This is a genomic window from Hymenobacter sp. (assembly GCF_036388155.1).
Classification (GTDB): domain Bacteria; phylum Bacteroidota; class Bacteroidia; order Cytophagales; family Hymenobacteraceae; genus Hymenobacter.
The window spans coordinates 17312-29679 of sequence record NZ_DASVSI010000034.1 but is presented as its reverse complement, the minus strand read 5'-3'; the positions used below and the strand labels follow the sequence as shown (position 1 = coordinate 29679).

The window sequence follows — 12368 nt, the reverse complement described above, 5'->3', positions numbered from 1 at the left end:
CTGCAATACTAGCCCTAGTTAGTAGCACGGTAGAGATGCTTCGGCTACGCTCAGCATGATGTTCTGATTCTATAGAATATCATATGAAAATCGTCTCTTACAACGTCAACGGCTTACGCTCGGCGGTAAGCAAAGGCCTGCTGGAATGGGCAGCCGAGGCGGCGCCCGATGTGCTGTGCCTGCAGGAAATCAAGGCCAGCCGGGAGCCGATGGACGTGTCGGGTTTTGAGGCGTTGGGCTACAAAGCCTACTTGCACCCTGCCCAGAAGCCGGGCTATAGCGGCGTGGCCACGTTCACAAAAGTGGAGCCCAAGGCCGTCATTCACGGCTGCGGCCAAAGCTGCTACGACGACGAAGGCCGCGTGCTGCGCCTGGACTTTGACAACGTATCGGTGCTGAACACCTACATGCCTTCGGGTACGAGCGGGCCCGAGCGGCAGGCGTTTAAGGTGGAGTGGCTGCACTTTTTTCGCCGCTACGTGGCCGAACTGCGGGCCAACGGCAGCACGCCGCCCTTGCTCATTGGCGGCGACTTCAATTGCTGCCAAACGCCCATCGACTTGCACAACCCCAAGGCCAACCAGAACAGCCCTGGCTACACGCCCGAGGAGCGGCAGTGGTTCAAAGATTTCCTGGCCGATGGGTTTGTGGACACTTTCCGCCACCACCACGGCGAGGCCGAGGGGCACTACTCCTGGTGGAGCTACCGGGCCGGCTCGCGCAAGCGCAACGTGGGCTGGCGCCTCGACCACTGGCTGGCCGACGCCGCGCTGCAACCGCGGCTGACCGGCGCGGGTCTGTTGCCCGACGCGGTGCACTCCGACCATTGCCCGGCCTGGGTGGAGGTGCGGTGAAATGGTGAGGTGTGAAATGGTGAGTTTGATGTTCTACTTGCATAGTCAGTGCGGTTAGTACGACAACTCACCATTTCGCACCTTACCATTTCGCACCTTACCATTTCACCTTCCGAACCAAGCACTCCGTCTTGATGTATCTTTCCTGAACAAGACCTTATCTATGGCGATGCTGATGGAGCCTGGCGCTTCAGCGGCCGAGTACCCTGCCTTGGCGCGGGTGCGAACGGAGCTGGAAGCCTTCAAGCGCAAGTTTTACCTGAACCTGCTGGTGCGCGGCCTGCTGGTGGCTGGCGGGCTGTTGCTCACGTTTTTCGTGGTGTTCAACGTGCTCGAATACTTCCTCTACCTGCCCACCGTGGTGCGGGCGGGGTTGCTGTTTGGGTTTATTGGACTGACGGTTTACAGCTTTGCGCGCTGGATTTGGACGCCGCTGGCGGCCCTCACCAACCTGCGCCGCCTGCTGAGCGACGAGCAAGCGGCCCGCAGGGTAGGGGAGATATTCCCCGACGTGCAAGACCGGCTGCTGAACGCCTTGCAACTGCAAGGCCAGGCCCGCGACAACGCCTTGATTGCGGCTAGCCTGGAGCAGCGCGCCGCTCAGATGGGCAACATTTCGTTTGCCCAGGGCATCGATATCAAGCAGCAGAGCAAGCCGCTGTGGAAATACGCCGCCGTGCCGGTAGCCGTACTGCTGCTATTGCTGGCGTTTTATCCCAGCTTTTTGGTGCAGGGCACCGAGCGCATCTGGCACTACAAGCGGGCATATTCGCCGCCGGCGCCGTTTCAATTCTTAATTAAAAACCCCAAGCTGACGGCTTTTCGAGGTGAAGATTTTACCCTCGATGTCGCGGTGGCAGGCGCGGCCCTGCCAGCCGACATGACCATTGCCTTCAACGAGGGCGAGCGGCGCCTGAACAAGGTGGCGGGCCGCGGCGACCAGTTTCGCTACACGTTCGAGCAGCCGCAGGAAAACGTAACGTTCCAACTGAAAGGCGCCGGGTTTGCTTCGCAGGAATACGAGCTGACGGTGCTGGAGCGGCCCAATCTGCGCGATTTCAAAGTCAACATCACCTACCCGGCTTACACCGGCAAAGCTGCCGAAACCATCGAAAACGGCGGCAACCTGACCGTGCCGGAGGGCAGCACGGTACGCTGGCAATTTGCAACGGCTGCTACCGACGAGTTGGCCTTGGTGTTCCAAAACCCCGACGAGACGCTGGCTGCCAGCGGCGACGACGGCACCTTCGTGGCCACGCGGCGGGTGATGCGCTCGCAGCCCTATTTGCTGCGCCTGAAGAACCCGGCCAGCCTGAACCGCGACCCTATTTCGTACCAGCTCACCGCGGTGCCGGACTTGGTGCCCTCGCTCACGCTGGAGGCGTTTCCGGACACGGTGACGCGGCGCTACCTGGCGCTGGGCGGCACCGTGCGCGACGACTATGGCCTGACGCGCCTGCAGCTGCACTACCGTTTGCTGCGCGGCGGCAATGCCCGCGCCGCCGGTGCCTATGCCTCGCGCCCGCTGAGCTTGCCCACCGAAAGCGCCGGCACCTACGCCTATACCTGGAACCTGAACCCGCTGAACATGCAGCCCGGCGACCGGCTGGAATACTACGTGGAGGCTTGGGACAACGACGGCGTGCACGGCCCCAAAGCCGCCCGCACCCGCCCGGCCGAATTCCGCCTGCCGGGCCGCCGCGAGATGCGCCAGGAGCTGAATGCCCAGGCCGAGTCGGTGGCCAGCCAGATGAGTCAGGCCGCTAAAGAGAGCGAGAAATTGGAGCGCGAGCTGGCCAAGGCCCAGGAAAAGCTCAAGACCAAGCGCGACATGAGTTTCCAGGACCGCAAGCAGCTGGAAAACATGCTCGACCAGAAGCAGCAGATGAACCAGCAGATGGAGCAGATGCAGAAGATGTTCGAGCAGCTACAGCAGAAGCAGGACCAGGCCAACCCCAAGAGCGAGGAGTTGGCTAAGAAGGCCGAAGAGCTGAAAAAGCTGATGAACGACCTGCTCGACCCCGAAACCAAGAAGCTCTACGAAAAGCTGAAAAAGCTGCTGGAAGCGCAGAAGCAGCCCGACGCCGAGATGCAGAAGCTGCTGCAGCAGCTCGAAAACAAGGAAAACACCCTCCAAAAGGAGCTGGACCGCGCCCTCGACATGTTCAAGCAAATGCAGCTGGAGCAGAAGGCAGAGGAAACCGCCAACAGGCTTGAAGAGCTGGCCAAGCAGGAAGAGAAGCTGGCCGAACAAACGGCCCAGAACGACAAGGAAAACCCCGACAACAAGCTGTCGAACCAAGAGCAAAAGGCCAAGCAGGAGCAGCTAAAGCAGGAGCAGGCCGAAAACCAGAAGGAGTTCGAAGACCTGAAAAAGGACCTGCAGGACCTGAAGCAGATGGACAAGGAACTGGGCGACCAGAACGGCATGGACGAGCAAAAGCCCGAGCAGGAGCAGGCCGACCAGGATATGCAGGAAAGCCAGCAGCAGCTCGGCAAAAACCAGAACTCCAAAGCCGCTGCCAAGCAGAAAAGCGCCGCCCAGCGCATGAAAAAGATGGCGCAGAAAATGCGCGACCAGATGAGCGAGGAGGAAAGCGACCAAGCCCAGCAGAACATCGACGACCTGCGCGACATCCTCGAAAACCTGCTCACGCTGAGCTTCGACCAGGAAAACCTGATGAAGGATTTCCGCAAAGTGGACCAGTCTGACCCGCGCTTCGTGCAGTTGGGCCAGACCCAGCGCAAGCTGCGCGACGACGCCAAGATTATCCAGGATTCCCTCTACGCGTTGGCCAAGAAGGAGCCCAAAATTCAGAGTTTCGTGACCCGCGAGGTGGGCGAGATGAACGGCCGCATGGACGAGTCCCTCACCCACATTCAGCAGCGCGACCTAAACCGGGCCACCGCCTCCGAGCAGCAGGCCATGACCAGCATGAACAACCTGGCCCTGATGCTGCAAGGCTCCCTCGACCAGATGCAGCAGGAGCAGCAGGCCGGCAAAGGCCAGCCGCAGGACGGCAAGGGCAAGCCCGGCAAGAAAAAAGGCAAGGGCAAAGGCCAGGGGCAGGGCGGCAAGCCCGGCCCCGGCGACATGGGCAAGATGCAGCAGCAACTCAACGAGCAGATTCAGAAGCTTTCGCAGAGCGGCAAATCGGGCCGGCAGATGTCGGAAGAGCTAGCCAAGATGGCCGGCCAGCAGCAGATGCTGCGCCAGGCCATGCAGCAGCTCGATAAGTTGCAGCAGGGGCAGGGCAAGCCCGGCGGCAAAGCCGGCGGCGAAGGCCAGGCCAGCGAAGGCAAAGACGGCAAGGAAGGAAAAGAAGGCGGCAAGGACGGCAAAGATGGCAAGGGCGACCAAGGCATGGGCGGCACCGGCGACATCAAGAAAATGATGGAGCAAACCGAAACCGACCTCGTGAACAAGCGCCTCACCGAGGAGACCATCATGCGCCAGCAGAAAATTCTTACCCGCTTGCTGGAAGTAGAAAAATCGGCCCGTGAGCGCGACCAGGACACCAAGCGCGAAGCCCAAGCGGCTCAGTATAAACCCCCGGTTTTTCCGCAGGCGTTCGACAAATACAAGGGCAGCAAGGAACGCCAGACAGAATTATTACGTAGTACTCCCCCGAACCTCACCCCGTACTACCAGCGCGAAGTGGGCGAGTATTTTCAGAAAATCAAGTAAGTGTCCGGCGCCGCCCATCCAAACCACCTGCGGCTTCGTTAACTGTTTAGCCTTCTGTCGGAACCGTGCTTTCGCTCGATGTCAGAAATTGTTGTGGCGCTTTGCCATTTAAAAGACTATTTTTGCCGCCCCGAACCCGCCGCCGCCCTTCCTATCAAACCACCTTATGAAGCAGGTAAAAATTCAGATTCCGTCGCTCGTTGAAAATATCCGTGTCGTCGAAAGCTTCATTGACAACTCCAAGGATACCTTTCAGATTGAAGACGATATCTACGGCAACATCATGGTGGCCGTGACCGAAGCGGTGAACAACGCCATTCGCCACGGCAACAAGTTCGACAAGGACAAAAACGTCTATTTGTCGCTGTACGTGGAACCCCAGCAGCTCAAATTTGAGATTGAGGACGAGGGCGCGGGCTTTAATTACGACAACCTCGACGACCCCACGGCGCCCGAAAACCTCGAAAACCCCGGGGGCCGCGGCATCTTCCTCATCCGCCACTTGGCCGACGAGGTGGAGTTCAGCAAGGAGGGTCGCCGCGTGCAGCTCACCTTCCAGCTCACGTCGGCGCCCGCCGACGAGACTTCGAACGCCGACCACATCGCCGCCTAACGCCGCATGAACAGCCACCCGCCGGTGGGGCCACCCCACCACGACAATTTTCCCCCCGGCGAGCTGCACCACGAGGCCCCCGGCATCGAGTTCATGGTGGAAGACGTGCCCGAATTCGAACTCTCCGACGCCGAAGGCATCGTGGAGTGGATTGAGCGCGTGGCCGCTGTGCACGAGCACCGCATCGTGCAGCTGACTTACATCTTCTGCTCCGACGAGTACCTGCACCAGCTCAACGTCGAGTACCTCGACCACGACACGCTGACCGACGTCATCACCTTCGACAACTCCGACGACGCCGACATTCTGGAAGGCGACATCTTCATCAGCGTGGAGCGGGTGCGCGACAATGCCCAGGACCTCGGCGTGAGCTTCCGCGACGAGCTGCACCGCGTCATGATTCACGGCGTGCTGCACCTGCTCGGCTACCACGACAAAGACCTGCTGAGCCAAACCGCCATGCGCGCCAAGGAAGACCATTGCTTGGCGCTGCGCACTTTTTAGCGCTTCGATTGTTTGCTTGTTCGAAACGACCCGACGCCCGCTTTTAGCGGGCGTTTAGCATGTATGGGGTAGAGACGCAAGTTTTGCGTCTTGTCGCTGCACGGTGCTGCATGAACGGTGCGTTTCCGGTTGTTCAACGACGAGACGCAAAATGTTGCGTCTCTACATCGTTCTGTTACTCTAAGCAACCTTTGGGCTTTCGTTGCCTCGCCCCTTATGTCTGTCTCGCCATCTGCTCACCCCATTCTTCGCGGCGATGCCTTGGATTTTTACCTTGCCCAGGGCTACTATCGGATGCAGCAGGAACTGTTCACTTGCCATTTCGTGCCATTTGCGGGCCGCCTTTACACCGCCCACTGGCTGCGCCTGGCCCTCGACCGCATCGCCTGGGGCCCCGAGCAGCGCGCCCTGCTGCGCCGCAACGCTCGCTTCTCGGCCACTATCCGCACCTTCCGCATCACGGACGAATACGAAGAGTTGTACGCCCGCTACCGCGCCTCCATCACCTTCGAAGCAGCTCCCACGATTGAAGCGGTGCTGCTTGGCGGGGAAGCCCACAACGTCTTCAATACCCAAATCATCGAGTTGCGCGATGGCAACCGCCTCATCGCCGCCGGCGTGTTCGACCGCGGCGAACGCACCCTGGCCGGCATCCTCAACTTCTATGACCCGGTCTACCGGAAGCACAGCCTCGGCAAGTACCTGCTGCTGCTGAAAACCGACCACGCCCGCCGGCAGCACCTCGACTATTACTACCCCGGCTACCTGGTGCACAACTACTCAAAATTTGATTACAAGCTCTTCGCTTGCCCCGCCGCCACCGAAGTTTTCGACAGCGTCCACGGCATTTGGGTGCCTTTTTCCCAGGAGGCCGTAGCGGCTCAATCGGCAGAGTTATTCGCTGACTGGCTGCCAGAAGAACTGGGTGGACTGACGGTGTAGAGTTATACTGAATGATTCATAAGCCGTCATGCAGAGCGCCGCGAAGCATCTCGCGTGCCACCGCTAATTCTTTCATCTAACGATTGGGTTACTACCCCACGCGAGATGCTTCGCTGCGCGCTGCATGACCCAAGGCCGCTTCGAGCACAACACCCAAACTGTACAAGTAGCCCTAATTCCTAAACCCACCTCCCGTTTCGTTTGAAACTGGCGGTGGGTTTTTGATTGCGTAATTTTGTAATTCTCAACGCCGGAACGCCGGGCGGGCTATTTGGCGTTGCACGTTACTTATCGCCGGTTAGCGCGGTGCTTAATTTCGAATCTGCTTCAGCGGGTTTTCTCCGAATATGTTTCAAACCTCCGAATACGACGTCATTGTAGTGGGCGCGGGCCATGCGGGCTGCGAAGCCGCCGCCGCCGCCGCCAACCTCGGCTCGAAAGTGCTGCTGGTGACGATGAACATGAACACCATCGCGCAGATGTCGTGCAATCCCGCCATGGGCGGCGTGGCCAAGGGCCAGATTGTGCGCGAAATCGACGCGCTGGGCGGCCAGTCGGGCATCATCACCGACCAGACCATGATTCAGTTTCGGATGCTGAACCGCTCGAAAGGCCCTGCCATGTGGAGCCCGCGCGCTCAAAGCGACCGCATGCGGTTCGCCGAAGCCTGGCGCCTGACCCTGGAAGGCATTGCCAACGTGGACTTCTGGCAAGAAGCTGTGACCGGTATTGTGGTAGAAAACGACGTGGTAGTGGGCGTGAAAACCCAGCTCGGCATTGAGTTTCGGGGCAAATCGGTGGTGCTCACGAACGGCACGTTCCTGAACGGCCTCATCCACATTGGTGAGAAAAACTTCGGCGGTGGCCGGGCAGCCGAGAAAGGCAGCCGCGGCATCACCGAGCAGCTGCTGGAGCTGGGCTTTGAAGCCGGCCGTATGAAAACCGGCACCCCGCCCCGCGTGGACGGCCGCAGCCTCGACTACTCCAAAATGGAAGCGCAGGGCGGCGACGAGGTGCCCAGCAAATTTTCCTACCTCGACACGCCGCGCCTCACGCAGCAGCGCCCCTGCTACATCACCTACACCAACGAGCGGGTGCACGACATCCTGCGCGAAGGTTTCGAGAAGTCGCCCATGTTCCAGGGCCGCATCAAGGGCTTGGGGCCGCGCTACTGCCCCAGCGTGGAGGACAAAATCAACCGCTTCGCCGACAAGGACCGCCACCAGATTTTTGTGGAGCCCGAAGGCTGGAGCACGGTGGAGTGCTACATCAACGGCTTCAGCAGCTCGCTGCCGGAGGACGTGCAGTACCGCGCCCTGCGCGAAATCGCGGGCTTCGAAAACGCCAAGATGTTCCGCCCCGGCTACGCCATCGAATACGACTTTTTCCCGCCCACGCAGCTTTCGCTCACCCTGGAGACCAAGCGCGTGCAGAACCTCTATTTCGCGGGCCAAATCAATGGCACCACGGGCTACGAGGAAGCCGCTTGCCAGGGCCTGATGGCCGGCATCAACGCCCACAACAAAGTGCACGGCAAAGCGCCCTTCATCCTTCAACGGAGCGAAGCTTACATCGGTGTGCTCATCGACGACCTGGTGAACAAAGGCACCGACGAGCCCTACCGCATGTTCACGAGCCGCGCCGAGCACCGCATTCTGCTGCGCCAGGACAACGCCGACCTGCGCCTCACGCCGCTGGGCCACGAGCTGGGCTTGGCTTCGGATGAGCGGCTGGAGCGGGTGCGCCTGAAAGAAACGCAGGCGGCGGCATTGGCCGAGTTGCTTCAGAAATTTGCCATCGAAACAGCCGAAATCAACCCGCTGTTGGTAGAGCTGGGCTCGGCCGAAACCCACGAAAAGACCCGCGCCGTGAACCTGCTGCGCCGGCCGAATGTGGAATTGGCTGACCTGCGCCGCGCCCTGCCGGCACTGGATGCTGCGTTGGCAGCTTTCGATGCTGAGGCTTTGGAGCAGGCCATCATCAACATCAAATACGAAACCTATTTGGTGAAAGAGCAGCAGCAGGCCTCGCGCATGCAAGAGCTGGAAAACTTTGTAATTCAGGGCAAGCTGGACTACCGCGCCATGCCGGCCCTCAGCCACGAGGCGCGTGAGAAGCTGCTCAAGATTCAGCCCGAGACTATTGGGCAGGCCTCGCGCATCAGCGGCATTTCGCCGGCCGATGTATCGGTGCTAATGGTGTATTTGGGGCGGTAAGATGTAGCGCGGACTTTTAGTCCGCGAGTTCGAACGTTACGACTCGCGGACTAAAAGTCCGCGCTACATCGCGCTTCCTAAAATCTTGCGAACTTTGCCGGGCTACAAGAGTTGCCGCGCCGTACTACCCACGGCCGGCTTTGCCATTTAGACCTATCCGTGTCTTACGAACGATTAGAAAGCTGCCCGGTGTGCGGCAAGCCCGATTTCCGCAACAAGATGGTGGTGGAAGACCGCACGGTGAGCCACGAAAGCTTTGCCATTGTGCAGTGCACAAATTGCAGCTTCCTATTCACCAACCCCCGGCCCAGCGCGGCGGAAATAGGCCGCTACTACGAGTCCGACGACTACGTGTCGCACAACAGCGCCGCGGTGGGGTTGGTCAATCAGGCCTACAAAGTGGCCCGGTTTTTCACGATGCGCCGCAAGGTTGGCTTGCTGAACAAGCTGGCGCCGCGCCGGGGCAAACTGCTGGATTATGGCTGCGGTACCGGCCACTTTCTGGCAGCCGCTAAGGCGGCACGCTGGCAGGTGGCGGGGTTGGAGCCCAACGCCCGCGCCCGCGAGGAAGCCAGCCAGCGCCTGGGCCAGACCATCGGGGAGGAGAATTTGGCCTCTTTTCAGCCTGGCACGTTTGACGCCATCACGCTCTGGCACGTGCTCGAACACGTGCACACGCTCAACGAAACGCTGGCCCAGTTGGTCGCGTTGCTCAAGCCGGACGGCGTCATCCTCGTCGCCGTGCCCAACGTGGAAAGCCTCGACGCCCAGCATTACCGCGAGTTGTGGGCGGCCTACGACGTGCCCCGGCACCTCTACCACTTTGCCCCCAAAACCATGACCCAGCTGCTTAAACGGCACAAACTGGCCATCCGCCAAACCCTGCCTATGCCACTGGATGCCTATTACGTGAGCATGCTCAGCGAAAAGCACAAGGCGGAGCGCGCGGGCGGGATTATTACGGTATTGAAGGCCGGTTATAAATCGAACCAGTACGCCGAGCAGCACGAAGGGCAGTATTCGAGCCTGTTGTACGTGGCCGGGCGGCGCACCCCGGCGGCCTGATGCGGGGGGCGGCGCAGCGGTGGGGGAGGGGGCTGGCGCTGGCCGCTTGTCTGCTGCCGGCGGCCCGCGCCCAAACCGTGCCGGCACCTGCGCCCGTTGCGCCGGGAGCTTTGCCGCGGCCCGATTCGTTACAATCCGCTGCCCCGACCTTTGTGGCGGATACCGCCCGGCACGTCACCGTCGTTACCGCCGAGCCCACCGATGCCGTGACGCGCCCGCTGGCCTTGCGCATTGGGGTGGCCATTGCCCTGCTTACCATCACCACGCTGTTACTCTATAATGTCCGTTCGCGCTGAACTGCTGGCTTTGCTGGCGCTGGTTGCCTTGCTTGAAAGCTGTGCCGCCGTGGCCCCGCCCCTGGGCGGCCCGCGCGACCGCACGCCTCCCCGCCGCATCAGCAGCTCGCCCGACAGCGCGGCCCGCAACGTGAGCCAAAAGTTTATTCGGCTGGAATTTTCGGAGCCCGTCGTCACCAAAGACCTGAGCAAAAACCTGCTCATCACCCCCCAGCTCCCGGTTGACAACCCCTACAAGCTGCGAGAGGACCGCAACTCCATCACCCTGCTTTTTGAGAAGCCGCTGGACCCCAACACCACGTACAGCTTCAATTTCCGGGAAGGCGTCGTGGACATCACCGAGGCCCTGCCGGCCAAAAACGCAGTGCTCAATTTCAGCACCGGGGCCGTGCTCGACTCCGGCAAAGTGAGCGGCGTGGTAACGGACGTGCTCACGGCCAAGCCCATTGCCGAAGCCAGCGTGGGCTTGTACCGCGAAGCCGACACGGCCGGGGTGCGCCGGGGCCGCCCGTACTACACCGTCGCAACCGACAAAGAAGGCAAGTTCAGCCTCGGTTTTTTGAAAGCCGGCGTCTACAAAATCTACGCCGTGAGCGACAAGAACAACAACGGGCGCTACGACGACGGCGAAAAAATTGCCTACCTGCCGGCGCCCATCACCATCGCGGGCAGCGCCGATACGCCCGTGCCGCTGGTGCTCACCCAGCCCGACCGGCGGCCGCCCTTGCTCACCACCCGCACGCCCAGCCCCACGCAGCTGCGCCTGAGCTTTAACGAAGGCCTCCGGTCTGCCACCTTGGCGCCGCTGGGGGCCACGGCGCCCCAGGCCGCCGTGGCCGAGGCAATACAAGTGGTGGAAAACGGTCGCGGCGTGGTGTTGTTCAAAACCCCCGAAGTGGGCGACGGCCGCTACCTGCTCACCTCCGTGGACAGCACCGGCAACGTGGGCCGCGATACGCTGCAAGTGAAATTTCCGGTGCCCCCGGCCACGGCCAAAAAAGTGGCCGCGGCGGCGCCGCTCTACTCGGTGGAGGGCAGCCCGCGCGACGTGTACCCGGAAGGTCAGGTGAAATTCCGCTTTAATGTGCCGGTGCGCGTGGCAGCGGGCAAGCCGTTTGGCACCCTCATCGAAGACTCTACCAAACGCCGCCCCTTGCGCCTGCCCGCCGACGGCGTGCTCAGCCCCGACCGCACCCTGCTCACCGTGAAGTTCAACACCAAGGCCCAGGCCCGGCTGGAAGTTGTGCTCGACTCCACGGCCATCACGGCCATTACCGGCCAGAACCTGCGCCTGAAACCCCTGCGGCTGGGCATCAGTGAGCAGGACGTTTCCACTAGCCTGTCCGGCACCATCACCACCCAGGAGAAAAGCTTTGAGCTGCAATTGCTCGACGACAAGCTGCAGGTGGTGGCCAGCCTGGCCTCGCCCAAGGGCAAGTACCTGTTTGCCGACATGCCCGCCGGCATCTACCGCCTGCGCGTGCTCATCGACAGGGACGGGGACGGGCGCTGGCGCAACGGCGACCCCAACCTGCTCCTGCTACCGGAGCCCGTGTACCTCCACCCGCGCCCCCAACAGGTTCGGGCGGGTTTCGACATCGTAGAGCCCCTGAAATTCTAGCCAAAGCGCTTAGCTGAGGCCAAAGCCCAGAGGAAACGCCCCGCATGCAGTGCGACGGGGCGTTTCCTCTGGGCTTTTTGGTTGGCGCTGCTTCACTGCACAAGCCAGCGCGTGCTGCACCGCATGTCAACTGGCTATTGAGGGGCTTTATGCCCAGTTCCGAGCAACTGTCGTGCATAACTAATCTTCGAAACCAGTTACTGAGGGGCATTTTCAGTAGTAATCCACCGGTTTTCCACTGATTTTTCCACATCAATTTCGCGCTGTGGAGAATTTCGGGGATAACCTGGGGGAAATGTGGCTAGCGGAAGGGGATAAGTGGAGCACAAGTTTTTTTGGCGATTTCGACGGTTTAACAGGGCTGTAAGGGCGGGGATAACCGTGGATAACTTTCCCCCGCCAGCAGGCCTTCCCACAACCCCAATTGGGCGTGGATAGCGAAAATGTGGATACCCACAGCCAATGTTGAAAAATGAAATAAATCGTTGTCTAACAATCACTTGTTTTCCACAACGCCGGTGGAAAGCGAGTGGATAAAGCCCTTATTACCCCCACGTTATCCACGCTGG

General features: G+C 60.7%; 9 protein-coding genes. All 9 read left to right on the top strand.

Annotated elements, in window-relative coordinates; all coding sequences use genetic code 11:
* Nucleotides 1–83 precede the first annotated feature (83 nt).
* The 9 genes from VF629_RS04930 (at nucleotide 84) to VF629_RS04890 (ending at nucleotide 11799) form a co-directional block, all read left to right on the top strand.
* Nucleotides 84–854, top strand: a complete 771-nt coding sequence (locus VF629_RS04930) for an exodeoxyribonuclease III (RefSeq protein WP_331057343.1) — start codon at nucleotides 84–86, stop codon at nucleotides 852–854.
* 175 nt (nucleotides 855–1029) lie between these two features.
* On the top strand, nucleotides 1030–4542 hold the full coding sequence (locus VF629_RS04925) for a DUF4175 family protein (protein ID WP_331057342.1): 3513 nt from the start codon (nucleotides 1030–1032) through the stop codon (nucleotides 4540–4542).
* A gap of 166 nt (nucleotides 4543–4708) precedes the next feature.
* Nucleotides 4709–5155, top strand: coding sequence for an ATP-binding protein (locus VF629_RS04920; RefSeq protein ID WP_331057341.1), 447 nt, complete (start codon nucleotides 4709–4711; stop codon nucleotides 5153–5155).
* Between the two features lie 6 nt (nucleotides 5156–5161).
* The gene (ybeY, locus tag VF629_RS04915) at nucleotides 5162–5659 is read left to right on the top strand and encodes an rRNA maturation RNase YbeY (protein ID WP_331057340.1); all 498 of its coding nucleotides are present in this window, start codon (nucleotides 5162–5164) and stop codon (nucleotides 5657–5659) included.
* 216 nt (nucleotides 5660–5875) lie between these two features.
* On the top strand, nucleotides 5876–6601 hold the full coding sequence (locus VF629_RS04910; RefSeq protein WP_331057339.1) for a GNAT family N-acetyltransferase: 726 nt from the start codon (nucleotides 5876–5878) through the stop codon (nucleotides 6599–6601).
* A gap of 347 nt (nucleotides 6602–6948) precedes the next feature.
* Complete coding sequence (gene mnmG, locus VF629_RS04905) at nucleotides 6949–8817, top strand: tRNA uridine-5-carboxymethylaminomethyl(34) synthesis enzyme MnmG (RefSeq protein ID WP_331057338.1); 1869 nt, start codon at nucleotides 6949–6951, stop codon at nucleotides 8815–8817.
* Nucleotides 8818–8976: 159 nt separating this feature from the next.
* Nucleotides 8977–9882, top strand: a complete 906-nt coding sequence (locus tag VF629_RS04900) for a class I SAM-dependent methyltransferase (RefSeq protein ID WP_331057337.1) — start codon at nucleotides 8977–8979, stop codon at nucleotides 9880–9882.
* A complete protein-coding gene (locus VF629_RS04895) occupies nucleotides 9882–10178 on the top strand; it encodes a hypothetical protein (RefSeq protein ID WP_331057336.1) in 297 nt (98 codons plus the stop codon). The genes VF629_RS04900 and VF629_RS04895 overlap by 1 nt, the downstream gene beginning before the upstream one ends.
* On the top strand, nucleotides 10162–11799 hold the full coding sequence (locus VF629_RS04890) for an Ig-like domain-containing protein (protein WP_331057335.1): 1638 nt from the start codon (nucleotides 10162–10164) through the stop codon (nucleotides 11797–11799). Before VF629_RS04895 ends, VF629_RS04890 begins: the two co-directional genes overlap by 17 nt.
* Nucleotides 11800–12368: the final 569 nt, after the last annotated feature.